This is a genomic window from Polaromonas sp. P1_E12, assembly GCF_056405975.1.
Genome location: NZ_JBFUBB010000001.1, coordinates 121306 through 146507, shown reverse-complemented (window position 1 = coordinate 146507; position 25202 = coordinate 121306). Strand labels below are relative to the sequence as shown.

Here is a 25202-nt window from a genome sequence, read left to right as displayed (position 1 = left end):
AGGAATAAGCCATTATTGCCCGCCGGCCTGCGGCACGGCCAACGGCTGGCGGCCCAGAAAACTGCGCAGCAAAGGGCTGGCCAGCAGCGCGCTGGCCAACACCACTACCGCAAAAAAACTGGCTGCCAGCGCGCTGGGCAGAAAATTCCAGCGGCCAAACCAGCGACTGGCCGCTACCAGAAGCAGGCAAGCGGCCAATGGGGCAAGCATGGCACGCCACGGCAGCGCCCGGTGAAGCTGCTCGCGCTCGGCAAACAACATGGCGAGGGTGATGCCAGCCAATACAGCATTGAGCGCACCCATCACAAGCGCGCCTCCGGCAAGCCCGGACCAAGCTGCAACGGCGAGCGCAGCCAGGCCGGCGACATAAGCCCAGACCGCGCGGTGCATATGCCCCGATGCAGCCATGACTGTCAGCAATACGGCGATCAAAGCCTGTGGCAGCAGTGACCAGATACCGATGGCCCCCCAGCGCGCAATAACTTCCAGATGCCCGGCATCCATGCGGCCCCAGCCAAACAGCAGTTGAGCAAGCGGCAGCGAAAAGCTGCCCACCACGGCAATCGCTGCGCAAGCCAGGGCCCAGGCCAGGAGAAAGGCAATTTGCAAAGCCCTGTCGCGTTCCGCAGAGCCCGCTTGGGTGCGGGTGATTGCCGGAAAAGCCAGGCTGGCCACGAGCTGCACCGCGAGCACCAGCGGCAACTCCACCAGCTTCCAGGCGTAATTAAAGTCTGCGAGGGCCCCCTCCCCGGCCTGGGACGCCAGGCTGCGCCCCATCAGGGGCAACAGCAGCAGCAGGCCCGAAGACAGGCCGGCCCATATCCATATGCCCGCAGCAGGCGGGGCCGGCATAGCCATCGCCGCCGGATCAGTCGGCGCAGCCTGCGGAAGCCGCCAGCCCAGCCAGCCGAGGCGCGCGACCATCGCCAGCACAAGGAAGCAGCCCAGGATAAAGACAGTTCGATCTCCGCTGTTTTGCGGCGCCAGGAACAGCGCAAAAACCAGCAGCAGGTTGACCACGAGATTACCGCTGTACATGCCTACGAAATCCCGTTCATGCTGCAACCGCGTTACCCAGAGCGCGGCCAGCATGGCCAGCGGCAGCACGGCGGCGCTCCAGGCCAGCGAGTCGCGGCCAAGGATGGCCATGTCGCCCCGCAGGCCAGGTGCAAGCGCATGGGACAGCGCCCCCCGAAGTAACCAGATCAGCAAAGCCAGCACAAGACCAGTGCCGAGCAGCGCCCGTGCGACTTTTTTCTGGCTGGCATCCTGTTGCGCAGGCGTTTGGCGCGCCCATTCCGGCAACAACACGTAACCCAGGGCGCCGCTGAACAATATGCCGACCAGCAAGTCCGGCAGGGTGAACATCACAATCACCGCGTCGCCAAGTCCGGTGGCGCCAAAAGCAGCGGCCTGGGCCGATTCCCGCAGGAGGCCGAGCAGGCGGCTGGCCATGAGCAAACCCAGGGAAAAAACGCCGGCGCGCAGGTACATAGGCGGGATTATCAAGGCTTAAATAGGGGCAGCCGGCCCTGAATGGGGAAACCAGCCACTTAAAAAACTAAAATCAACGGTTTGGCGCTTTATCCGCACAGCCACAAAACCGGCCTGATAGCGGCGCCCCGATCGTTTTCACACTTCTGACCATGTCCGATAACAACACCTTGCCCCCCGCCCAAGACGAAAACAAGCTGATCGCGGAACGCCGCGAAAAGCTCAAGGCCATCCGGAGCCAGGGGATTGCGTTCCCGAACGACTTCAAGCCGTCCGACCACGCGGGCAAGCTGCACGCCATGCACGGCGGCAAGGATGGCGAGGCGCTGGCCGCCGAGGCGGTTCCCGCGAAAATCTCCGGCCGCATGATGCTCAAGCGTGTCATGGGGAAGGCGAGTTTTGCCACCCTGCAGGACAGCACCGGGCGTATCCAGATTTTCCTCACGCGCGACGAAATAGGCGAAGAGCTCTATGCCGCTTTCAAGCATTGGGACCTGGGTGACATCGTCGCGGCAGAAGGCAAGGTCTTCAAGACCAAGACCGGCGAGTTATCCATCCACGCCACCAGCGTGCGCCTGCTGACCAAGAGCCTACGCCCCCTTCCTGGAGATTTTTATGGCATGGCCGACCAGGAGCAGAAATACCGCCAGCGTTATGTGGACCTGATCACCGACGAGCAGGCACGCAAGCGTTTCACCGCCCGCAGCAAGGCCGTCAGCTCTATCCGTGAATTCATGGTCGGCCACGACTTCCTGGAAGTCGAGACGCCGATGCTGCACCCCATCCCGGGCGGTGCCAATGCCAAGCCGTTCAAGACGCACCACAACGCGCTGGACCAGGAAATGTTCCTGCGCATCGCGCCGGAGCTTTACCTCAAGCGCCTGATCGTCGGCGGTTTTGACCGCGTCTTCGAGATCAACCGCAGCTACCGCAACGAGGGCATCTCGGTACGGCACAACCCTGAATTCACCATGATGGAGTTCTACGCGGCCTACTGGGACTACAACGACCTGATGGACTTCACCGAAGCATTGATTCGCGACGCAGCCCAGAAAGCCGTGGGCACGCTACAGCTGAGCTACGGCGGCAAGGAAGAAAAAGTCGACCTCGCCAAACCCTTTGCCCGCCTGACCATTCGCGAAGCCATCCTCAAGCACACCGAAGCCGGCAACAACGTCGATGACACCGTGTGGCTGACGAATGCGCTGCGCAAGCTGGGCATGAACGAGGAAAAAGACCGTCTGTCTACACGCTCCCTGGCCGGCCTGCAGGTGCTGTATTTCGAAGAGCTGGTCGAAGAAAAGCTCTGGCAACCGACCTTCATCATGGAGCACCCGACCGAAATCTCCCCCCTGGCCCGCGCCAATGACAGCCGCCCTGAGGTGACAGAGCGCTTTGAGCTCTACATCACCGGCCGCGAATTCGGCAATGGTTTCAGTGAGCTGAACGACGCTGAAGAGCAGGCCGCGCGCTTTAACGCCCAGGTAGCCGCCAAGGACAGCGGTGACGACGAAGCCATGTTTTATGACCACGACTTCATCCGCGCGCTGGAATACGGCATGCCGCCGACCGGCGGCTGCGGCGTCGGCATAGACCGGCTGATGATGCTGCTGACCGACAGCCCCAGCATCCGCGATGTGATTCTGTTCCCGGCATTGCGCCGGGAGGTTTAGCCCACGATCGCGCACTTCGCCATACGCGATTCCACACCAGCAGGGGCCGCGGGACTGGCTTTGCCAGACCGCTGGCGCCGCCCCCTTGAGGGGGGAACAGGCTACACGCAGTGAGCCTGGACGGGGGTGAACCATATGCCACTCAAATACCTTCTCGGCTACCCCGACAGTCTGCAGACCCAGGTGCAGCAGTTGCTGGCGCAAGGCCGGCTGGGTGAGGTGCTGCTCGCCAAATACCCCCTTGCCCATGGCGTGCGGACGGACAAGGCCCTGTACGACTACGTGATGGGGCTCAAAAGCGAGTTTTTACGCAGCTCGGAGCCACTCTCCAAAGTCGCGTTTGACAGCAAGCTGCACGTGATTGCCCATGCGCTGGGCACACACACCACCGTTTCCAGGGTCCAGGGCAGCAAACTCAAAGCCAAGCGTGAAATCCGGGTGGCCACGCTGTTCAGGGAAGTGCCGGAAGAGTTTTTGCGGATGATTGCGGTGCACGAGCTGGCCCACATCAAGGAAAAAGCGCACGACAAGGCTTTTTACCAGCTCTGCACCCATATGGAGCCGCGCTACCACCAGTATGAATTTGACCTGCGGGTGTACCTGACGCATATGGATGCGGTGGGCCGGCTGGAGTGGCCTTCAGCCTGACCCCACTGCGGTGTGGTCACAGCCGCCCGCGCGGGTCCCGAATCGGTCAAATTTACAAGAAAAATGCCTGAGACCCAATACAGTCTTGCGCCAACAGCTATTTATTTAATAGCATCTCCGGCAAACGCATCTCAGGGAATCAGTCCCATCGCGTGCATGTAGGCAGGGTGCAGCATCAGTTCGTCCCATTCGTGGGCTGGGATGGCGGGCAGCAGGTCCAGCCGGCGCAGCTCGCTGGACTCCAGCGCTTCCCACTGGCCCTTGAGCAGCGCCTCGGCCATGCCGTCCAGCAGTTCGTCCACCGGTTTGCCCTCCCCCACCGACTGGTTGCACAGCAGGACCATGTCGCAGCCGGCGTTAAGCGCCGTGACAGCAGCCTCGGTGTAGCTGACTTCCTTGCCGTCAATGAGGCGTGCGCCGGCCATGCTCAGGTCGTCGCTGAAAATCGCGCCGCCAAAACCCAGCTGGCCGCGCAGGATGTAGGTCAGCCACTTTTCCGAAAAACCTGCCGGCCTGGCGTCCACCTTGGGGTAGATCACATGCGCCGGCATCACGCTGGTGAGCGTGGTGTTCAGCCACTCATAAGGCGCGGCGTCGTCGGCCAGAATGGCCTTCAGGCTGCGTTTGTCGACCGGGATGTCGGTATGGGAGTCGGCCTTGACGAAACCATGGCCGGGGAAGTGCTTGCCACAATTGGCCACACCGGCCTGCAGCAGGCCGTGCATCAGGCTTTTGGCCAGCAGCGTGACCACGCGCGGGTCGCGGCCAAAGGCGCGGTCGCCGATGACCCCGCTTTCACCCCAATCGAGGTCCAGCACCGGCGTGAAACTGAAATCAACGCCGCAAGCGCGCAACTCGGCACCCAGCACGTAGCCACAGGCGGTGGCGGCGTTGGTGGCCGCAAGCTGGTCCTTCATCCACAGCGAGCCCAGCGCGCGCATGGGCGGCAGGTGGGTAAAACCATCCGTCCTGAAGCGCTGCACGCGCCCGCCTTCGTGGTCCACGCAAATCAGCAAGTCCGGCCGGATGCTCTTGATCTCAGCACAGAGCGCGCTCAGTTGCCGGCGGTCTTGCCAGTTGCGGCCAAACAGGATGATCCCGCCGGTCAATGGGTGCTTGAGGCGCCGGCGGTCGGCCTTGGTCAGCGTGAGGCCGGCGATGTCGATGATGAGGGGAGCGTGCTGGGTCATGGGATTGAAATCAGGAATTAAATACTATTAAATTGATAGCTGCTAGCGCAATATTGACGGGCGCTAGGGGCTATTTTTCTCTACAACCACAAAACTGGCGGCGTAATCGGTTTCGTCGGTGACGGACACATGGGCAGTGAGCTGGCGGGCTTCAAACCAGGCCTTGAGCGTGCCGTGCAGCACGATCTCGGGTTTGCCGCTGGGCGCCTTGGCGATTTCACAGCTGCGCCACGTCATGGGCATCCGCATGCCAGTGCCGATCGCCTTGCTGAAAGCTTCTTTGGCTGAAAACCGGGTGGCAAGGTAGCTGACGCCGCGGTCGGGCCAGCGGGCGCTGCGGTGTTTCCAGGTGGCAAGTTCACCATCGCTCAGAATCCTGCGGGCAAACCGTTCACCATGCCTCTCAAGGCTGGCGCGGATGCGGCGCACGTCGCAGATGTCAGTACCGATTCCGTAGATCATTCTGCCCGCACAGTCGCTGCCGTAAGGTGACACAAAACAGGCCAGCTCGAGCCGTGGAACCGGCTTTGCCGGGCCACAGGCGGGCGGCCCCCTCGGGGGGCAGCGACCCACACGCAGTGGGGGAGCGTGGGGGCTCCAATCATGCGGGGGCGAATGCCTGGGTGATGCTAAGCAGGTAACGCCGGGTGGTCGCGGCGTAACCCAACTCGAGGGCGTCGGCAACAAAAGCGTGGCCTATCGACACCTCCAGCACATTGGGTACTTCCCGCACAAACTCCGTGAGGTTGTCGCGGTTCAGGTCGTGGCCGGCGTTGATGCCCAGGCCGGCTGCCGCAGCGGCCTGGCCCGCACGGGTAAAGCGCGCCAGAACTTCGGCCTTTTCAGGAGTTGCCCAGGCGCGCGCGTAGGTCTCGGTATAAAACTCCACCCGGTCGGCGCCCACGGCCTTGGCCGCTGCCATGGCTTCGGGAATCGGGTCCATGAAAAGACTGACCCGCACACGGCGGTCATGCACCTGTTCTATCAGGGGCTGCAGGCGCTCAGCGTCTTCGGGGAAATTCCAGCCGTGGTCGCTGGTGAACTGGTCTTCGCTGTCGGGCACAAAGGTGCATTGGTGCAGCGGCAGGCCCCGGGCGGCCAGATCGTGCACAAAGCCCATCAGATTCTCGAACGGGTTGCCTTCGATGTTGAATTCGCGGTCTGGCCAGTCCTTCATCAGCGCGGCGAGTTCAAAGACGTCGTCACGGCGGATATGCCGCTCGTCGGGCCGCGGGTGCACCGTGATGCCCTGTGCACCAGCTTCCAGGCACAGCTCGGCGGCACGGCGCACGCTAGGAATATCCAGGTGGCGGGAATTTCGCAACAGGGCGACCTTGTTGACGTTGACCGACAGTGCGGTCTTGTCATACACATGGGACACGAGGGGAGCGGGCGAAAGGAGTTTCATGGCGGTTGCTCGTTAGAAAGCTTGCAGGTCCATCATCATCTGCCGGGTTTTCAGGACCTTGACGCCGCAATGGTAGTGCAGCAGCCCGCGCAACTGGGTTTTAAGCTCATTGAAGCCGGGGATACAGGCCCGTACCGTGTCAGAGAACAGCGCCTCGTCACCCAGCGCCTGCTGCAGCGCCTGCCATTGCCCGCCGGGCAGGCTGACGCGATCGTCGTCGTGCGCTTGCCGGAGCCCCGCCTCTGGCACCAGCACATAGCGGGTGTCCGGATCGAGCGGCGCCAGCGTGGCGGTTTCGGCGTCCAGCAGGGGTAAAAGGCCGATGTCGCGCAGCAGCCGCAGCTCAAACGCGCGCAACGCCAGCTGCAGGGTTTCGGCACTTTGTGCGGCGATCAATTGCACCGTGGCGGCGTAGGCGTCAAACAGCACCGGATGCGGGTCGTCACGCGCCATCAGGCGCATCAAGAGCTCGTTGAGGTAATAACCCGACAGCAATGCATCCCCCGTGGGCATGACGTGGCCGCCCTGCCACTCAGCGCTTTTCAGGGTGCGGATTTCAGCATCGCCGCCAAAGGCGATATGCAGCGGCTGCAAAGGCAACAAGATCGGCCGGAAGCTGGAGCTGGGCTTCTTCGCCCCCCGCGCCACCAGAGCCACCCGGCCATATTTACGGGTGAACACCTCCAGGATCAGGCTGGACTCACTCCAGTCGTAGCGGTGCAGGACGTACGCGGGTTCATCGCCGATGCGCTTGGTGGCCATGTGGTTCAGGAGGCCAGGCAGGAAACCAGCAGCGAGAACTGAGGGAACTCCCCCTTCAAGCCGGGGCCGCGGAACCGGCTTTGCCGGGCCGCAGGCGCAGCGGCCCCCTCGGGGGGCAGGGAGCTACACGCAGTGAGCGACCGTGGGGGCCTCATTCATACCCGAATGTCTTGACCCGGGCCTCATCGTCGGCCCAACCCGAACGGACCTTGACCCAGATCTCCAGGAACACCTTGCCGCCCGTGAGGGTTTCAAGCTCATGCCGGGCTTCAGTGCCGATGCGTTTGAGCTTTTCACCCTTCTCGCCAATGATCATGCCTTTGTGGCCGTCACGCTCCACCACGATGGTGGCGGCAATTTTGCGCAGGGTGCCCTCTTCTTCATACCGGTCAATGATGACCGTTGAGGTGTAGGGAAGTTCGTCCCCCGTGAGGCGAAAGAGCTTCTCGCGAATGATTTCCGCCGCCATGAAGCGATCGCTGCGGTCGGTCAATTCGTCGGCACCGTACATCCAGGGCTGGACCGGCAGGTATTTTTCGCAAATGCCGAACAGGCGCTCGATGTCCTTGGCGTTGTTGGCCGACATCGGCACGAACTCGGCGAAATTGTGCCGCTCCTGCATTTCCTTGAGCCAGGGCGCGATCTCGGCGCGGCGGTGAATCAAATCAAACTTGTTAGCCAGCAAAATCGCGGGTGTGTTTTCGGGCAGCAGAGCCAGAACCTTGGCGTCGGCCTGGTTGAATTGACCGGCTTCCACCACAAAGACAATCAGGTCCACATCATTGACGGCGCCGACCACAGTGCGGTTCAGCGAGCGGTTCAGCGCGTTGCCGTGCCGGGTCTGGAAGCCCGGCGTGTCCACGAAGACATACTGCGTTGCCTTGACCGTGCGCATGCCGGTGATGCGGTGGCGCGTGGTCTGGGCCTTGCGCGAGGTGATGCTGATCTTTTGTCCCACCAGGGCATTGAGCAGAGTGGACTTGCCCACGTTGGGCTTGCCGACGATGGCGATCAGGCCACAGCGCTGCTCGCCGGCGGACGATGTGTCAGCAGCGGCGGGCACGGCCGCGCCGCGCGAGGACAGCGCCTGCGCCAGCATGGCTTCCAGCGCATCGGGCGGCTGCACGGCTTCCGGGGCTTTGGCTTGACGCTTTTTCGGCGCGACTGCAGGGGGAGTCGCCGCAGCAACTACCGGTTTTTTCGGTTCTTTTTTACCTGTACTCATAATCTTGGTGTGTTGGCCTGCGGCCTTCGGGCGGCTGCCGGCTCGGAGTCAGGAATCCAGTGTCTTGACAAACATCAGCATGGCTGCGGCGGCGGCTTGTTCGCCGGCCCGGCGGGAGCCGCCGATCCCGCGCTCGGCCCGGCCATATTCAGTGATCTCGCATTCCACATCGAAGGTCTGCTTGTGGGCCGCACCCATGGTACCCACCACGCGATAAATCGGCAGGTTCATTTTGCGCCCCTGCAACCACTCCTGCAATTCGGTTTTCGGATCTTTGCCGATGGCCTGCATCTGGGGGTTGATTTCCACGTCCTTGAACAGCCGGCGCACCAGCAGGTTGGCCGCCTCAAAGCCGGCGTCCAGGTAAACGGCGCCTATGACAGCTTCCAGCGCATCGGCGAGGATGGAGGGCCGCTTCTGTCCGCCTGATTTTGCCTCGCCTTCGCCCAGCCGTACCAGATCCGGCAAGCCAAGCACGACGGCAAGTTTGTGCAGGGTGTCCTGCTTGACCAGGTTAGCCCGCACACGTGAAAGATCGCCCTCAGGCAGGGTGCTCAGTTGCTCGTAGAGCAACCCCGCGACAGCCAGGTTCAGGACGGAATCGCCCAGAAACTCGATACGCTCGTTATGGTCGGTTGAAAAGCTGCGGTGCGTCAGCGCTTGCTGGAGCAGCCTTGGGTCGGAAAAATCATGCTGCAGGCGCTTTTGCAGTGCCAGCAGACCAGGACTTGAGGTAGCACTCGCTCGCACTTACTTGGCACGGCCGTTGTACTTGAGCAGCAGATAAGCTGGGCCGGCCATGTGGATTTCCTTGTTATAGGCGAAAGACACCACAGTTTTGTCACCCTCTTTGGTCACTTCGATATCTTTGGCAGTAATTGACTTGATGTCGTCAATCTGGGCGGCCTTGTCAAAGATAGTTCTGGCCTCAGCCACGGTATTGCCTTCCCTCGCCTTTCCGGCGGCCTTGAGGATGGCCTGATATTCAATCAGCGTCGGGGCAACCTGGGCAGCCAAAATGCCACCACATACAAGAACGATGCCCACAAACAGAAGGCCAATAAAGGAAATGCCACGTTGACGATGTTTCATTTTTTCTCCTGCTCTGACTAGGAAGTCCTGTCGTATTGCCCCTGGTACACCAAAGTGTGCCAAAAAAGCGGCTACTCGAAAGAACCGATACGCTTGAGGTTGCCGAAATTCATCCAGACAAAAAAGGCCTTGCCGACAATGTTTTTATCGGGAACAAACCCCCAATAACGGGAATCCAGCGAATTATCGCGGTTATCGCCCATCATGAAATACTGCCCCTCAGGCACCTTGCAGACAACGCCTTCGCTACTGTAACGGCAATTTTCCTTGAAAGGAAAGTCCATGACCTCCCGCTCATCGAGGCCGGCCCGCCGGGAGTCGTCATTCAGCAGGCGGTATTTCTTTGTCCCATTGACCTCTTCGAACTGTTTGGCGTAACGCAAAATATCTTCGTCAAAAAAGTCGGGCAAAGGCGTCTTGACCAGAGGCTTGCCGTTAATGGTCAGCTTCTTGTTCAGGTAGGCCACCTCATCCCCGGGCACACCCACCACCCGTTTGATGTAATCCAGGCTCGGTTTTGGCGGGTAGCGAAACACCATCACATCACCGCGCTGCGGGGTGTTGTTGTCCAGTACCTTGATATTGAGCACCGGCAAGCGAACGCCGTAATGGAATTTATTGACCAGGATCAGATCGTTGACGAGCAAGGTCGGGATCATGGAGCCAGAAGGAATCTTGAAGGGCTCAAACAGGAAGGAGCGCAACAGGAAAACCACCACGATCACCGGGAACAGGCCGGCGGTCCAATCCAGCCACCAGGGCTGCATGATGAGCCGGGTTCTGGCTTCGTCAACATGGTTGTCGACCTGGCTGATGCCTTTTCCGGCGAGCTCAGCCTGCCGCCTGGCAGCACTTTCCTCGAATGCCGCCGCCGCGCGGTAGCGCTGCGGCAAAAAGTAAAACCGCTCGGCCAGCCAGTAAATCCCGGTGACCACCGATGCCAGGAACAGCAGCAGGGAGAAGTTTCCGTCCACGACGCCGAAGTACCAGGCAGCGCCATAACCCACAAATGCGGCCAGCACCACGGCCGTGATCGTGCTCATTGCGCCGCGCATCAATCTTCCACCTGCAAAATGGCCAGGAAGGCTTCCTGGGGGACTTCAACGGAACCGATTTGTTTCATGCGTTTTTTACCCGCTTTTTGTTTTTCAAGGAGCTTGCGTTTGCGTGAAATATCGCCGCCGTAGCACTTGGCGATCACGTTTTTGCGCAGCGCCTTGATTGTCTCACGCGCAATAATATTGGCCCCGATCGCCGCCTGGATGGCCACATCGAATTGCTGCCGGGAAATGATCTCGCGCATTTTGGCCACCACCGCCCGGCCGCGGTAGGCCGACTGGCTGCGGTGGACGATGATGGACAGCGCGTCGACCTTCTCGCCATTCAGCAGGATGTCCACCTTCACCACATCGGATGCCCGGAACTCCTTGAATTCGTAATCCATCGACGCATAGCCGCGGGAGACGGACTTGAGCTTGTCGAAGAAGTCCAGCACGATCTCGCCCAGCGGCATTTCATAGGTCAGCATGACCTGTTTGCCGTGGTAGGCCATGTTCAGCTGGATGCCGCGCTTCTGGTTGGCCAGCGTCATCACGGCGCCCACGTAGTCCTGCGGCATATACAAGTGCACGGTCACAATGGGCTCGCGGATCTCGTTAACCTTTCCGCCGTCGGGAATTTTGGAGGGATTTTCAACCTTGAGGAGGGTTCCGTCGGATTGGAGAACTTCATAGACCACACTGGGAGCCGTCGTGATCAGGTCCTGGTCGAATTCCCGCTCGAGCCGCTCCTGGACGATTTCCATGTGCAGCAGCCCCAGGAAACCGCAGCGAAACCCGAAACCCAGCGCCTCGCTGACCTCCGGCTCATAGTGCAGCGACGCATCATTGAGCTTGAGTTTTTCCAGTGCATCGCGCAGGGATTCGTATTCACTGGCCTCTGAGGGATACAGGCCGGCAAACACCGCAGGCTGGATTTCCTTGAAGCCGGGCAAAGCCTCGGTGGCGGTAAAGGCAGCGCCGCCTGTCCCGGGCTTGATCAGGGTCACGGTGTCGCCGACCCGCGCCGCCTGAAGCTCCTTGATGCCAGCGATGACAAAACCCACCTCGCCGGATTCGAGTGCCTGGCGAGGCTCGGTATGCGGAGTAAAGACGCCTAATTGCTCGGCGTTGTACATCGCCTCGCTGGCCATCAGCTTGATACGGTCACCCTTGGCAAGCCGGCCGTCCACAACACGCACCAGCATGACGACGCCCACATAAGCGTCGTACCAACTGTCAATGATCATGGCGCGCAACGGGCCGCCTGGATTACCTTTGGGCGGCGGAATCCTGGCAACGACGGCCTCCAGGATTTCATCGATGCCCATGCCCGTCTTGGCACTGCAGGGAATCGCATCGGTCGCGTCGATGCCGATCACTTCTTCGATTTCCTGCTTGGCGTTATCAGGGTCGGCTTGCGGCAAGTCCATCTTGTTGAGCACCGGCACGACTTCCACACCGAGGTCCAGCGCGGTGTAGCAGTTGGCGACGGTCTGCGCTTCCACACCCTGGCTGGCGTCCACCACCAGCAGCGCACCCTCGCATGCGGACAGCGAGCGGCTCACTTCATAAGAGAAGTCGACGTGGCCCGGCGTGTCGATCAGATTGAGGTTGTAGACCTCGCCGTTGAGTGCCTTGTATTTGAGCGCAGCGGTCTGCGCCTTGATGGTTATCCCACGCTCTTTTTCAATATCCATCGAATCCAGAACCTGCGCACTCATCTCTCTGTCCTGCAAACCGCCGCAGCGCTGGATGAGACGGTCAGCCAGCGTGGATTTGCCGTGATCAATGTGGGCAATGATCGAAAAATTTCTGATGTGATTCATCAACGAGAACGCCTAAGTACTTGAAAGTATTGCGAAGAGATTGAATGGAATTCGCGAGGGCCATAAAAAAGGGCGCGTCGAGTAGCGACGCGCCCTGAACCAACAATCTATGGCAACTGCGATAGTTGGAACTTCATTGTAGGCAAAAAGCCGGAGCCGAACAGTCCCGAAATGGCCATATTTTTGTCGTTGCAGGCTAGCAACATGGATCTTATGCACAACTTATTCACAATTTTATACTGCTTGTCTCTGGACAACTTGTGGGTGATCTGTGGAGCGTTCGGTATTACTCAAAATAAAGAGAGAAACCGGGTCTTTAGCCATTCCGATATATCGAAATAGCGCAGGCGGGAGCTCATATTCTACCGAAAACGGTCCATGGACCACCTCATTGTGAGCAATCACTAACAAAAAATGAGATCCGGCTCCTCGCAAAATATATTTTTGCGAAACACCAAATTTCCGCGCCAGACATCAAAAACCCCCATAGCCCGGCAGGGTATGGGGGTTAATGGCAGCCTCCCGGCTCTTGCTGTGACGCTGCGAGAAAGAGATCTAAGGTAGCGCTTCAGCGAGATGGCCTGATCAGCGCGTATTGCGCCCACTCGCCCCGCCGGAACAGCACGTTGATGGCTTTGGACTTGTCGATTTTGGCAAGGGCCGCTTCAAATTCCTTGACGCTGGTGACTTCGGAGTTGGCAATCGCCACAATCACGTCGCCTTCTTTCAGGCCGGCCCGCGCAGCAGCCCCTTCGGCGGTGTCCACCTTGACGCCACCCTTGACCTTCAGCTCCTTCTTCTGTGCGTCGGGCACTTCACTCACGGCCAGACCCAAAGCCTGTGCGGCACCCGCTACCGGGGGCTTGGGTTCGGGGCCAGCCGAAGCCTTGCGCGCGGGTTTTTCTGCCTCGACCTCACCAATCGTGACCGAAAGGTCCTTGCTCGCGCCGCGCCTGAAGACGGTCACCACGGCCTTGGTACCCGGCTTCACGTTGCCGACCATGCGCGGCAGGTCGCTGGATTTTTCAATCGGCTTGCCGTCGAACTTGATGATGATGTCGCCGGCCTCAATGCCCGCTTTTTCTGCGGGTGCGCCGCTTTCGACACCCCTAACCAGCGCGCCCTGGGCCTTGCCCAGGCCAATCGATTCCGCCACCTCTTTGGTGACCTGGTCGATCTGCACACCGATGCGGCCCCGCGTGACCTTGCCGCTCGTGCGCAGCTGATCGGACACGCGCGCTGCCTCATCTATGGGAATGGAAAAGGAAATGCCCTGGAAGCCGCCGGAGCGCGAATAAATTTGGCTGTTGATGCCAACCACCTCACCGCGCATATTGATCAGGGGCCCGCCGGAGTTGCCGGGGTTGATGGCCACGTCGGTCTGGATAAACGGCAGGTAGTCGCCGGTATCCCGCTGCTTGGCACTCACGATACCTGCGGTCACGGTGTTTTCCAGGCCAAATGGCGAGCCGATGGCCATCACCCATTCCCCGACCTTGAGGCGGTTGATGTCGCCGATCTTCACTGCGGGCAGCCCCGTCGCCTCAATCTTGACGACGGCAACGTCACTGCGCTTGTCCGCACCGATGATTTTGGCTTTGAATTCGCGCTTGTCGGTCAACGTGACGATGACTTCATCGGCGCCTTCGACTACATGCGCGTTGGTCATCACAAAGCCGTCGGCCGTCAGGATGAAACCCGACCCGACGCCGCGTGGCTGATCTTCGTCAGGCTGAGGGCTGCGGTCCGGCCGGGGTGCGCGGGGCATATTAGGGGGGATCGGTATGCCAAAGCGCTTGAAGAATTCCAGCATCTGTTCGTCGGCACTTCCGGAAGCCGCTGCCTTGGCTTTCTCCAGGGTGCGGATATTGACCACCGAAGGACCCACCTGCTCCACGAGGTCCGTGAAATCCGGCAATGTGCGGTTCTGCGCCCAGACCGGCGCGACCGGCAGCACCGCCAGGACCGCAGTGCTTCCCACGATGGCCGCCGTCAGGCAGGAGCGCAGGGGTTTCCATTTCAATTCAAGCATCATCAGCCTCGTCATAAATGTTGTCATCCGGCAATCACACCCGGCGGCAACCCAAGGCTGGCGCCGGAGAAAATTGTTGCAGCACGTGGCCCCCGAGAAAAGTACCAGGAGCACCAGTGCATATTATTTCTTGCGCTCCAGCCCGCCCGCAAAAAGCTTCAAAGTGCCCATGGGGACTTCACCCATCACGGTGACCCAATAGGCGTCGAGCTGCCGGGTAATCGTCTGGGTGGCGCCCATCGACAGGCTCGATTCCTGACCGTGGCGCTGGCGGTCGAACGGTTCTACAAAAATCGACACCGATGCCAAACCATCCGAGAAAATCCACTGCAGGGGCTCTTCACCGGCCGCAGTGCCGGCAGGCGCCAGTGCCGTCGCCGGCCGCTTGTAGCAACTCATGGGTTTAAAGCCCGCCACAGGCGCCTTCAGGAGCCAGCCTTCCGCGCTTGCCGTGGTCTTCATGAGAACAGGCTTTTCCACACGGTAACCGTCGACCTTGCCCATCATCTGGAGGAGCTTGTCCATTTTGACCGGAGCATCAAGCTGCAATTCTGAAAATGCCGCCTGTTCCAGGACCTTGCCGTCGGTATCGAGCGTCTGCAGCTTCACGACCAGGCCTTTCTTCTGTTCTGTCCAGACCCGGTAGCCAAACCGCATATTGTCTTTGGGCGCCAGCAGCACGATATCGGCCTCGACGCCCGCCACACGCTCGGTACCCTCCTGACGGACCTTGTAATAGTCGGCAATCCGGTTATCGGTTGACTGCAGCAACTGGGGGAACATACCCAGCGACTCGCGCTTTTCACTGCGAACCACCTTGTGGTCCGGCATGAAGGTGACCACCTGGTCGTTATGGCGAAAAATCGAGCGCGGTGCCCCCGTCAGCGTTTCTACCCGCTCCATTTGCTGGTCGCCCTCGCAAACATGCCAAATCTTCGCACTGGACATGGCGCCACCGGAAGAGACGACAAAGGTGCCGATGTACGAGCGCTTTTTGGAAGCCTCGTGCATGCGCATCAGCCAATCGTTGATGTTGCGGGATTCCATGGGCGTCGCAGCAGGGGCCGGCGGCGGCACCTGTGCCGCTACAAAATTCATAGCTGGCAGCGCACATCCCGCAAGGGCTAGAAGGCGAAATAGCTTGAATTTCATGAAGTTTCCAAAGCCCGGCGACAAGCAGGCGCCCGCTCAGCGTCCTGCATTTTGCGGCGTTTCAAAGGTGGCATTGCGCAAGAAGCCCGAGGGCTCCTGCAGGGCCGATGTGCCCCCCAGCTGCTTGTGCGCAGCCAGCAGTTCCTCCAGCCGGGCATCCCGCACCATTGGGCCTTGGGGCGAAGCAACCAACACCTGTTGTGACAGTGGCGCCTGGGCAAGCTGCGGCGCCGAGCCGGATGCCAGCAAGCCAGAGGCATTCCACGCAATGGCAGCCACCGCGGCGAGTGAGGCAAATCCTGCTACCAGCTTCCAGCGGAAATCGCTGTCATTGGCGGCTTCGCCATGCGGTTGAGACATTGCTTGCACGGGTACCTGAACAACATCCAGAGCCGGAGCAGCAGGATGAAAACTCGAACCGGCCGGGGTTTCCTGGGCAAGGCGCTGGTTCAGGCGCGCCAAAAAGGCCATGTCCGCCCCTTTGGTCCGAAGCGCAGGCGACCGCAAGGCATCGCCAATCAGGTGATAGGCGTCCCAGGCGGCGACCGCTGAATCATCGCGCCGGCTGGCATCGAGTGCAGCCACAAGTTCGTCCCCGTCCAATTGGCCATCGGCCAAGGCAGACATGAGTTCGCTGGTTTGCATTGACGGTTTCATCATGTTCGTGGGCAGCGGAACTGCCGTTTTGAAAGGCTCAAAATACGGGGTCTGATTCGTGGGTTCATGGATGGCTCCTGGGTGCTGCGACTTCACCAGCGCTTGCCGCTCTGGTTTTCCAGCAACGGTTTCACCTTCTGCGAAATTGCCTCGCGCGCCCTGAAAATACGTGACCGCACTGTACCGATGGGGCAATCCATCGCCTCTGAAATCTCTTCGTAGCTCAGCCCTTCTATTTCACGCAGGGTAATGGCCTGGCGAAGCTCCTCAGGCAAGGCTTCCATGGCGGCATTGATGATTTCCGCAATTTCCTTGGTGGCCAGCACGGCTTCCGGCGTTTCCGAGCTTGTTAGTTCGTTTTCAAGCGGGGAAGTTTCATCGCTTTCATCGCTTTGGCCCGATTTAAAGGAGTTTTCAGAGACGGTTGGATCCCGTTTAAGGTCCATCAGGGCCTTTTTGGCGGTATTCACCGCAATCCGGTAAAGCCATGTGTAGAACTGGGCCTCGCCCCTGAACTGCGCCAGGGCCCTGTAGGCGCGGATGAACGTTTCCTGGGCGATATCTTCCACCAGGTCCACATCGCGCACCATACGGCCTATCAGGCGCTGGATGCGCCGCTGGTATTTGATGACCAGCAGCTCATATGCCTTCTGGTCGCCTGCAACGGTGCGCTCCACCAGCATGGCATCGCTGTCGGTTGCTTTTTCCAGTTGCGGCGGAGGCAGGTCAGCGCTCATGGGTTTTGTGACGTGACTTCAACTGGGCGCATAGACCCCGATACTGCCACAGCCGGCACGGGTTCTGCCGGCAGAAAATCGTGCGGCGATAAGGTGGAAGATGACTTGTGCGGCGAGTAGACCGCCCGGCGCAGGTCCAGCCATCGCTCCGGCATGACACCGCGCTCCACCCAAAGCCACAGCCGTGCGTGAACAGAATTTTCAAGCCGAAGCAGTAAATAGTGCTGAAAATCGGCAAGGACTGAAAGCTCATATTCGGCAACGCCCGCCTGGTAACCCGGGCCCTCCCAGCGCCACACTTCGCCATCCCATGCCAAGTGGCCCGCCGGAGAATTTCGCCAACCAATATGTGCTGCCACACCAGCGCCTAACGCGGCAGTAAGTGCCAGGCCGATGCGCCAATCCAGCTGACGGTTTCCATTGAAATACCAGAGCATGGCTAAAAGCAGCCCGGACAGCCATAAACCCAACAAAAGAGTACCCAGAAAACGCGAACGCCCCAGCGGATAAACAACCGGCGGGGCGTTGTGCAGGCTCAAGGCAGGCTGTTGGACGTGCGTGAGCCGGGAAATCAGGCGCGCTTGAAGACCAGCGTACCGTTGGTGCCGCCGAACCCGAAATTGTTTTTGACGGCAACCTCGATTTTTGCGTCACGCGCGGTATTGGCACAGTAGTCCAGGTCGCACTCGGGATCCTGGTTGAAGATATTGATGGTCGGCGGAATTTTCTGGTGATACAGCGAAAGCACCGTAAACACCGACTCAATGCCGCCGGCGCCGCCCAAAAGGTGACCCGTCATGGATTTGGTCGAGCTGACCACCATGTTTTTAGCGTGGCTGCCGAACGCAGCCTTGACGGCGTTTGTCTCGTTCAGGTCGCCCAGCGGTGTGGACGTGCCATGCGCGTTGAGGTACTGGACTTCGTCGGCATTGACACCTGCGTTCTTCAACGCCATGACCATGGAGCGGCGCGGTCCGTCGACATCGGGCGCTGTCATGTGATATGCGTCTGCGCTCATGCCGAACCCGGTCAGTTCAGCATAAATTCTGGCGCCGCGCGCTTTGGCATGCTCGTACTCTTCGAGAACCAGCACACCGCCGCCCTCACCCAGCACAAAACCATCACGGTCCTTGTCCCAAGGGCGAGATGCTGTTTTCGGGTCTTCGTTGCGGGTGGACAGGGCACGCGCTGCGGCAAAGCCGCCTACGCCCAGCGGAGAGACGCAGGACTCAGCGCCACCGGCCACCATCACGTCGCAATCGCCATATTCAATCATGCGCGCCGACAGGCCGATGGCATGAAGTCCGGTCGTGCAGGCCGTTACGACCGCAACGTTGGGGCCTTTAAAGCCGAATTTGATGGATACATGCCCGGAAATCATGTTGATGATCGAGGCAGGTACAAAAAACGGAGACACCCGGCGCGGGCCGCGATTGACCAGCTCGGAATGCATTTGCTCGATCATCGGCAAACCGCCGATGCCCGAACCGATATTGCAGCCAATGCGGGTCGCCAGTTCGCCGTCTAGCGCCTCGCCCGTCGGCAAGCCGCTGTCGGCCACCGCCTGGAAAGCTGCAGCCAGACCCAGATGAATGAAGCGATCCATGTGCCGCGCTTCTTTTTCGGGAATGTAATCCGCGATATTGAAGCCTTTGACCTCACCGGCAAATTTGCAGGCAAAGTTGCTTGCATCAAACTGCGTGATCAGATCAATTCCGGGTACACCGGCAATCAGATTGGCCCAGGATTCAGCCACGGTATTACCTACCGGGCTGACACAACCCAGACCTGTCACGACGACACGACGACGGCTCATTCAAAAATCCTGAGAAGAACCCGAAAAGCCCTGGAATGACTTTTCAGGCTTGATGACGGCGGAGGCAGGCGAAAGCCTTGCCTCAAGCCTTTTGATGGGTGTTTGCGTAGTCAATCGCGTTCTGGACAGTGGTGATCTTCTCGGCGTCTTCGTCGGGAATCTCAATGCCGAACTCGTCTTCCAGAGCCATAACCAGTTCTACGGTGTCAAGGGAGTCAGCGCCCAGATCGGCCACAAAGGCTTTTTCGCTGGTGACCTGGCCTTCTTCCACGCCGAGTTGTTCGGCAATGATTTTCTTAACACGTGCTTCGATATCGCTCATAGTTCCCTCTGAGGGTTGTAAATTAATCCGTGATTTTACCGCGTTAGAGTCGTTTCCCTAAGCACCGCGCCGGACGGATAAAAACCGGCTTCGATTTCCCGTGTTTTACCACTCTCAGCCCGCTGTTTTCATGAAACTGCAGGGCTGACGTTTCAAGAGCTACATATACATGCCGCCGTTGACGTGAATCTCCTGGCCTGTGATGTAGGCCGCCTGTGGACTTGCCACAAAGGCCACAGCGTGCGCAATGTCTTGCGGTTTGCCAAGATGGCCCAGCGGGATCTGCCCCAAAAGTGCTTTTTGCTGCTCTTCCGGCAATCCGGCGGTCATGTCGGTCTCGATAAAGCCTGGCGCCACGCAATTGACAGTGATGTTACGCGAGCCGAGCTCGCGAGCCAGTGCGCGCGTCATGCCGGCCACGCCGGCCTTGGCCGCCGCGTAATTGGATTGGCCCGCGTTGCCCGAGGCACCAACGACGGATGTGATGCTGATGATGCGGCCGTAGCGCTGCTTCATCATGGTGCGCATCACGGCGCGGCTCATGCGGAACACGGCCTTGAGGTTGGTGTCCAGCACCGCATCCCAATCGTCATCCTTGAGCCGCATTGCCAGCATGTCGCGTGTGATGCCCGCGTTGTTGACCAGCACCTGCAGGCCACCGTGCTCCTTGACGATGGCGTCGATCAGCGCTTCGGCGGCGGTAACGTCGTTCACATTCAGGTTTTTGCCGGCGCAACCCGGAAAAGCCGCAAGGGCCTGGCCGATTTTGGCCGCGCCTTCATCGCTGGTCGCCGTGCCTATCACTTTGAGGCCTTTTTGGGCCAGCTCCAGCGCAATGGCCGCGCCAATACCGCGCGATGCGCCGGTGACCAGTGCGACCTGGCCTTCAAACTTGACTTCGCTCATGCCAGTAACTCCTTCACTTCCGCCAGGGAGGCGGGATCAAACAGGGGGACACCCGTCAATTCGGGATCGATTCTTTTGGCCATGCCGGCCAGCACCTTGCCAGGCCCGCACTCGACCAGCGTCGTGAGGCCGCGTGCCTTGATGGCCTGCACGCATTCCACCCAACGCACGGGGCCGAAAGCCTGCCCGTACAGCGCCGCGCGAATGCGGTCAGCGTCAGTCTCGACGGCTACCTCGATGTTGTTGATGACCGGGATTTTCGGCGCTGCGAACTCGACGGCGGCCAGCTTTTCGCGCAGCTTCTCGGCCGCGGGCTTCATCAGGCTGGAGTGGAAGGGAGCCGACACCGGCAGGGGCAAGGCGCGCTTGGCACCGTTGGCCTTGAGCACTTCGCAGGCTTTCTCAACCGCAGCCTTGCTGCCCGCGATGACGGTCTGCATCGGATCGTTGAAATTGACGGCTTCGACCACTTCGGTGGTGTTGGCCCCGAAGCTGCGCGCGGCCTCGGCACAGCCTTCAATCACTTTGGAGGCTTCCATGCCCAGAATGGCCGCCATCGCGCCTATGCCGACCGGTACGGCGTCCTGCATGGCCTGCGCACGAAAGCGCACCAACGGCGCGGCTTGCGCGAGTGTCAGCACACCCGAGGCCACCAGAGCAGAGTATTCGCCCAGCGAGTGACCCGCGACGGCGGCCGGCGCGGTACCGGTTTCGGCCATCCAGGCACGGTAAGCCGCCACACCGGCGACCAGCATGACAGGCTGCGTGTTCGTGGTCAGCGCCAGCGCGTCCTTGGGGCCGTCCTTGATCAGCCGGCCGACATCCTCGCCCAGCGCCTCGGAGGCTTCGGCCAACGTCTGCGCAACCACCGGATGGTCGCCCCAGGCGTCCAGCATGCCGACCGACTGCGAGCCCTGGCCGGGAAAAACAATAGCAAACGATTTCAAATGATTACTCCATGGGTCGAATTCTTGGGTCGCCGAAAAGCATCCGCATGCATTTTAAGAAGATGAACAGTCATTTTTTGAAGCACAGTCTGTCAGGCTGACGACGGTATAGCGCCATTGTGCGCACCACGCAGCCTTGCAAAACCCCATCCGACAGCCGATTTGACGCACTGATAGATAGCCGCAACGGCCAGCCAGGGGTCTATCAGGTAGTCCCACAAATTGGTGGACTCCAGCGACCCCGCAGCCCAGGCCAGTAAAGCCAGAGCGATCAGCACGGGCAGCAAACGAAATCCGCTGGCCCAGCATGCCAGCGACAGCGCCAGAAGCGCCGCCCAGAGAACTGGCGAACCCCAGCCGAGCCGGTAGGCATCCCAGTCACCCCAGCCCAGGGCCAGCGGGTACAAGAACAATGCGCCCACAGCCAGGACAACACTCACCAGCATGCACTCGCGGGTATCCGTCAAGCGGACGCCCGACAGGCGCTGGTACATGCCCAGGCAGGCGAGTGCTACCAAAGAAATGCTCAGGTCCGAGCTGATGCCGCGCACATAGGCCACGAGCGGTAAACGGGCCGGCCCCACCGGGCACCACAGAAGTACAAACACCGCAGCAGTAGCAAACTTGCCCCACGGCCCGACGCCACGCCGCCAGCCCAGCAGCCGCAGACAGCCGGCGCTGAGCGCCAGATCAATGCCGAGCAAGGCGATCAGATCATTTGCCGGAGGAAGCATGGCCGGTCGCCGCTTGCGCGGCCTGGAGGGTTTGCAGGGGGTCCAGCCGCACGTGCTTGATGCGCGTGCGATGCCAGGTATAGACGAGATGCAGGTAGCCGTCGCGGGTTTGCAGCAAGTAAGGATAAGAAAATTCCTGGGAGCAGCTCTGGTCGCCGCACAACTGGCGCCTGGCACTGGCTACATAGGACTGGGCTTCGCCGTCGCTCGCGCCGCGGGCTTTGAGCTCCTGAGTCAGCAGGCGCTCATAGTCAATGAGGGACGTGCGCGACTGCGGATTGGCGGACGACTCCACGATCCATGGCGCCACCCCATCAAACGAGCCGCCCGCCTCTGTTTTCAGCAAGGCCAGCATTTCGCGATTTCGGGGCGCCGGGTTCAGGGCCAGCCATTGCGTGCCGATGTTCGTCACGACGCCGGCCACAGCGGAGTCCGGATTGGGCCAGATGCTTGCAGACGCGCGCGACCAGGTCTTGCCGGCATCCGTGGTATCTGAAACCATCAGCGCCGTGGCATTGCCTGAGCGCATATAGACCTGCGCCTTCTCTGGCCCCGAAACCAGCACCACCGGCTGCAAACCGGTGCGGCTACCGGGAACGCGAACTTTGTCGATGACCTGGCCCAGAGCGTTGATGCGCAGGACTTCGCCGAATTTGGTGACGAACTCGTGGTACACCGGCAAGCCGGTCTCGCCGCTTTCAAAGCTGACGGGTGCTCCTTTGACCAGCGTACTGATGTTCAGGAAGGGCGACGTCACCAGGCGGCGTGGCATGCTCCAGGTCGCGCCTTCATCCGTGGAACGCGCCCAGCTGATGGAGCTGCCCGCCCATCCGCCCAATGAAACGTTGACCATCCACAGGCAGAGTGAGCCATCGGGCGCGCGAGCAATCACCGGATTGCCCAGTTTCTTGACATAGCGCCACAGGCCCTGCTGAAGTGTTTGACGGTTGAACAACGTGCTTTCTGCGCTCCAGCGCAGGCTGGCGGGGTCCATCACTGCGGTCTGGATGGTGACATCCCCCGCGCCTTCGCGCGAGCCCGAAAACCAGACCGCGCGCAAGCGGCCATCACGCAACTCCACGAGGGAGGCCGCATGCACGGCCTGGCCGGGAGAAGATGAGACAAATTGCGCATCAAAACGAAAGCGGCCGTCCGGCGAAATCTGCTGCGCCGGCAAGCCGGTGCGTGGCACGGATTTGACGGCACCAGCCGAAGGGCTGGCCGCCAATGCCGCAAAAGGGGTGGCCGGTGGGCGCTGCAGGATTTTCCATCCAGCCAAGGCAAAAGCCAGCACCAGCAAGGCTGCTGCAAGGCGATCCCATGCACCGGACGGTCTGAAATTCAAATGCCCACCTGTCTGTGAAAGCCTGGCAGATGGGTGGGAGCCACTCAATAGTTGAGAAGCACCGCACCCCAGGTAAAGCCGCCGCCCACGCCTTCGAGCATGAGGGTGTCGCCTTTTTGGATCTTGCCGCTGCGCACGGCCACATCCAGCGCGAGCGGGATAGAAGCCGCGGAGGTGTTTCCATGCTGGTCGACGGTGACAATCAGCTTCTCGAGCGGCATCTTCAGTTTTTTGGCCGTGCTCTGCATGATGCGGATGTTGGCCTGGTGTGGAATCAGCCAGTCGATGTCGGCATCGGTCATGTTGGCTTTTGCCAGCGTAGCGCGCGCGGCGCTTTCGAGCACGCCCACAGCCAGCTTGAACACGGCTTGGCCATCCATCTTGAGCAAGGGGTCGCCCAGGATCTGACCACCCGAGACATTGCCCGGCACACACAGGATGCCGACATGCTTGCCGTCGGCATGCAGGTCGCTGGCAAGAATGCCGGGCGTGTCCGAGGCCTCGAGCACCACGGCGCCGGCGCCGTCGCCAAAAAGCACACAGGTGGTCCGGTCTGAAAAGTCCAGGATGCGCGAGAACACTTCCGCACCGATCACCAGCGCCTTGCTGGCCGAACCGGTGCGGATCATGGCGTCAGCCACGGTCAATGCATAGACGAATCCGCTGCACACAGCTTGCACGTCAAAGGCCGGGCAACCGGCGATGCCCAGTTTGTTCTGCAAAATGCAGGCCGCCGAGGGAAACACCATGTCCGGGGTCGAGGTCGCCACGATGATGAGGTCGATGTCCGCAGCCTGCAGACCCGCAGCCTGCAGTGCATTTTTGGCGGCTTCTACACCCAGATCGCTGCTGGTCACGTCGGACGCGGCAAAGTGGCGGGCCCGGATGCCGGTGCGCTCCACAATCCATTCATCGGAGGTTTCCACACCCCGGGTCGCCAGGTCGGCGGCCAGTTCGGCATTGGTCAGTCGGCGCGGCGGCAAATAACTACCGGTGCCGGTGATGCGTGAGTAACGGGTCATTAATAAGTGGCCGGTGTTGAGACTGCTGAGTCAACTGACATTGAAGGGGTGTCGACGGGCGCATCAGCAGGGGGCGCCGCCTGCGCTGCCACCAGCAAAGGGGCCGCATGGGCTATGCGTTCGCGCACTCTCTCAAGCAAATTGTTCCGAGCCGCATCATAAGCCCGATTCAGCGCCGTCTCAAAAGCAAAGGCGTCCGCTGAGCCGTGGCTTTTGAAAACCAGGCCTTGCAGACCGAGCAAGGCGGCGCCGTTGTACCGCCTGTGGTCAACTCGATTTTTAAACGCAGTTAGCACCGGATAGGCAATGATGGCCGCAATTTTTGTCAAGATATTGCGGGAAAACTCAGCCTTTATGAAGCCCCCGATCATGCTTGCAAGACCTTCACTAGCCTTGAGCGCGACGTTGCCCACAAAACCGTCACAGACGACGATATCGGTCGTTCCCTTGAAAATATCGTTACCTTCGACATTCCCGTAAAAATTCAAATCACCGGAATTAGACGCAGAACGCAACAACTCACCGGCTTTTTTGATAATTTCACTGCCTTTTATCGCTTCTTCGCCAATATTGAGCAGGCCGACACTGGGCGTGGGGTTGCTGGTGATGGCTGCCACCAGGGCGGATCCCATCACGGCAAACTGCAGCAGGTGATCTTCGGTGCAATCGACATTGGCACCCAGGTCCAGCACCGTGGTGGCGCCACCCAAGGCATTGGGCAGCTGGGTAGCAATGGCCGGACGGTCTATGCCCTCCAGGGTTTTGAGGACGTAGCGGGCAATGGCCATCAAGGCGCCGGTATTGCCGGCCGATACGGCCGCTTGGGCCACACCATCCTTGACCTGGTTCATCGCGACCCGCATCGAGGAGTTCTTCTTGCGCCGCAAGGCGATCTCGATGGGATCGTCCATGGTGACGATCTCGCTGGCCGGAACGATCTGGCAGCGCGGATGGACCTGAAGGCGGGGGTACAACGGGTGCCCCGCGAGGACTTCAGGCTGGCCGACCAGCACCACAGCAGCATCCGGATGGCCATCCAGAAATGCCAGGCTGGCCGGGAGCGTGACGGCTGGGCCGATATCGCCGCCCATGGCATCGACAGCGATCCTGATCATGGGGCGACCGGTGCAGTCAAGAGAGAGTGGAATTCAGGCAAAAGAAAGGCCCGCAGGAT

25 protein-coding genes are annotated in these 25202 nt (G+C 60.3%); 2 read left to right on the top strand and 23 right to left on the bottom strand.

Features of this window, described 5'->3' with window-relative positions; translation table 11 throughout:
- Nucleotides 1–12 precede the first annotated feature (12 nt).
- Complete coding sequence (locus AC1D13_RS00645; protein ID WP_457279368.1) at nucleotides 13–1494, bottom strand: lipid II flippase MurJ; 1482 nt, start codon at nucleotides 1492–1494, stop codon at nucleotides 13–15.
- Nucleotides 1495–1646: 152 nt separating this feature from the next.
- Between AC1D13_RS00645 and lysS the strand changes: the two genes are divergently transcribed.
- On the top strand, nucleotides 1647–3167 hold the full coding sequence (gene lysS, locus AC1D13_RS00640) for a lysine--tRNA ligase (RefSeq protein WP_457279369.1): 1521 nt from the start codon (nucleotides 1647–1649) through the stop codon (nucleotides 3165–3167).
- Between the two features lie 135 nt (nucleotides 3168–3302).
- Nucleotides 3303–3815: a YgjP-like metallopeptidase domain-containing protein gene (locus tag AC1D13_RS00635; RefSeq protein WP_457279370.1), complete on the top strand. Its 513-nt coding sequence runs from the start codon at nucleotides 3303–3305 to the stop codon at nucleotides 3813–3815.
- Between the two features lie 131 nt (nucleotides 3816–3946).
- Here AC1D13_RS00635 and nagZ read toward each other — a convergent pair whose 3' ends face one another.
- The 22 genes from nagZ to plsX form a co-directional block, all read right to left on the bottom strand.
- On the bottom strand, nucleotides 3947–5005 hold the full coding sequence (gene nagZ / locus AC1D13_RS00630; RefSeq protein WP_457279371.1) for a beta-N-acetylhexosaminidase: 1059 nt from the start codon (nucleotides 5003–5005) through the stop codon (nucleotides 3947–3949).
- A gap of 63 nt (nucleotides 5006–5068) precedes the next feature.
- Nucleotides 5069–5467 carry a holo-ACP synthase gene (acpS, locus tag AC1D13_RS00625; RefSeq protein WP_457279372.1) on the bottom strand — a complete coding sequence of 133 codons (399 nt, stop codon included), beginning with the start codon at nucleotides 5465–5467 and terminating at the stop codon, nucleotides 5069–5071.
- A gap of 139 nt (nucleotides 5468–5606) precedes the next feature.
- Nucleotides 5607–6413 carry a pyridoxine 5'-phosphate synthase gene (locus tag AC1D13_RS00620; RefSeq protein WP_477688761.1) on the bottom strand — a complete coding sequence of 269 codons (807 nt, stop codon included), beginning with the start codon at nucleotides 6411–6413 and terminating at the stop codon, nucleotides 5607–5609.
- Nucleotides 6414–6425: 12 nt separating this feature from the next.
- Entirely contained in the window at nucleotides 6426–7175 is a 750-nt protein-coding gene (recO, locus tag AC1D13_RS00615; RefSeq protein ID WP_457279374.1) for a DNA repair protein RecO, read from the bottom strand.
- Nucleotides 7176–7326: 151 nt separating this feature from the next.
- On the bottom strand, nucleotides 7327–8274 hold the full coding sequence (gene era / locus AC1D13_RS00610; protein WP_477689130.1) for a GTPase Era: 948 nt from the start codon (nucleotides 8272–8274) through the stop codon (nucleotides 7327–7329).
- A 174-nt stretch (nucleotides 8275–8448) separates the two neighbouring features.
- Nucleotides 8449–9150: a ribonuclease III gene (gene rnc, locus AC1D13_RS00605; protein ID WP_457279375.1), complete on the bottom strand. Its 702-nt coding sequence runs from the start codon at nucleotides 9148–9150 to the stop codon at nucleotides 8449–8451.
- Nucleotides 9151–9492: a DUF4845 domain-containing protein gene (locus tag AC1D13_RS00600; RefSeq protein ID WP_457279376.1), complete on the bottom strand. Its 342-nt coding sequence runs from the start codon at nucleotides 9490–9492 to the stop codon at nucleotides 9151–9153.
- A gap of 71 nt (nucleotides 9493–9563) precedes the next feature.
- Nucleotides 9564–10535 carry a signal peptidase I gene (gene lepB, locus AC1D13_RS00595; RefSeq protein ID WP_457279377.1) on the bottom strand — a complete coding sequence of 324 codons (972 nt, stop codon included), beginning with the start codon at nucleotides 10533–10535 and terminating at the stop codon, nucleotides 9564–9566.
- Nucleotides 10536–10546: 11 nt separating this feature from the next.
- Nucleotides 10547–12358 carry a translation elongation factor 4 gene (lepA, locus tag AC1D13_RS00590; protein ID WP_457279378.1) on the bottom strand — a complete coding sequence of 604 codons (1812 nt, stop codon included), beginning with the start codon at nucleotides 12356–12358 and terminating at the stop codon, nucleotides 10547–10549.
- A gap of 568 nt (nucleotides 12359–12926) precedes the next feature.
- Entirely contained in the window at nucleotides 12927–14390 is a 1464-nt protein-coding gene (locus tag AC1D13_RS00585; RefSeq protein ID WP_477688760.1) for a DegQ family serine endoprotease, read from the bottom strand.
- A 123-nt stretch (nucleotides 14391–14513) separates the two neighbouring features.
- Nucleotides 14514–15542 carry a MucB/RseB C-terminal domain-containing protein gene (locus AC1D13_RS00580; protein WP_457279380.1) on the bottom strand — a complete coding sequence of 343 codons (1029 nt, stop codon included), beginning with the start codon at nucleotides 15540–15542 and terminating at the stop codon, nucleotides 14514–14516.
- A gap of 36 nt (nucleotides 15543–15578) precedes the next feature.
- Nucleotides 15579–16199, bottom strand: coding sequence for a sigma-E factor negative regulatory protein (locus AC1D13_RS00575; RefSeq protein ID WP_477689129.1), 621 nt, complete (start codon nucleotides 16197–16199; stop codon nucleotides 15579–15581).
- A gap of 92 nt (nucleotides 16200–16291) precedes the next feature.
- Nucleotides 16292–16936: an RNA polymerase sigma factor RpoE gene (gene rpoE / locus AC1D13_RS00570; protein ID WP_457279382.1), complete on the bottom strand. Its 645-nt coding sequence runs from the start codon at nucleotides 16934–16936 to the stop codon at nucleotides 16292–16294.
- Nucleotides 16933–17475 (bottom strand): hypothetical protein, encoded by a 543-nt coding sequence (locus AC1D13_RS00565; RefSeq protein WP_457279383.1) that lies wholly within the window; start codon nucleotides 17473–17475, stop codon nucleotides 16933–16935. Before AC1D13_RS00565 ends, rpoE begins: the two co-directional genes overlap by 4 nt.
- A gap of 32 nt (nucleotides 17476–17507) precedes the next feature.
- Nucleotides 17508–18752, bottom strand: coding sequence for a beta-ketoacyl-ACP synthase II (gene fabF / locus AC1D13_RS00560; protein WP_457279384.1), 1245 nt, complete (start codon nucleotides 18750–18752; stop codon nucleotides 17508–17510).
- An 82-nt stretch (nucleotides 18753–18834) separates the two neighbouring features.
- Nucleotides 18835–19074 (bottom strand): acyl carrier protein, encoded by a 240-nt coding sequence (acpP, locus tag AC1D13_RS00555; RefSeq protein ID WP_011484542.1) that lies wholly within the window; start codon nucleotides 19072–19074, stop codon nucleotides 18835–18837.
- 159 nt (nucleotides 19075–19233) lie between these two features.
- A complete protein-coding gene (gene fabG / locus AC1D13_RS00550; RefSeq protein ID WP_457279385.1) occupies nucleotides 19234–19980 on the bottom strand; it encodes a 3-oxoacyl-ACP reductase FabG in 747 nt (248 codons plus the stop codon).
- Complete coding sequence (gene fabD / locus AC1D13_RS00545; protein ID WP_477666237.1) at nucleotides 19977–20927, bottom strand: ACP S-malonyltransferase; 951 nt, start codon at nucleotides 20925–20927, stop codon at nucleotides 19977–19979. The genes fabG and fabD overlap by 4 nt, the downstream gene beginning before the upstream one ends.
- A 92-nt stretch (nucleotides 20928–21019) precedes the next feature.
- Complete coding sequence (locus tag AC1D13_RS00540; RefSeq protein ID WP_477688759.1) at nucleotides 21020–21661, bottom strand: hypothetical protein; 642 nt, start codon at nucleotides 21659–21661, stop codon at nucleotides 21020–21022.
- Entirely contained in the window at nucleotides 21642–23006 is a 1365-nt protein-coding gene (locus tag AC1D13_RS00535) for a sialidase family protein (RefSeq protein ID WP_477666235.1), read from the bottom strand. The genes AC1D13_RS00540 and AC1D13_RS00535 overlap by 20 nt, the downstream gene beginning before the upstream one ends.
- A gap of 44 nt (nucleotides 23007–23050) precedes the next feature.
- Nucleotides 23051–24028, bottom strand: coding sequence for a beta-ketoacyl-ACP synthase III (locus tag AC1D13_RS00530; protein ID WP_457279389.1), 978 nt, complete (start codon nucleotides 24026–24028; stop codon nucleotides 23051–23053).
- Complete coding sequence (plsX, locus tag AC1D13_RS00525) at nucleotides 24028–25143, bottom strand: phosphate acyltransferase PlsX (RefSeq protein ID WP_457279390.1); 1116 nt, start codon at nucleotides 25141–25143, stop codon at nucleotides 24028–24030. The genes AC1D13_RS00530 and plsX overlap by 1 nt, the downstream gene beginning before the upstream one ends.
- Nucleotides 25144–25202: the final 59 nt, after the last annotated feature.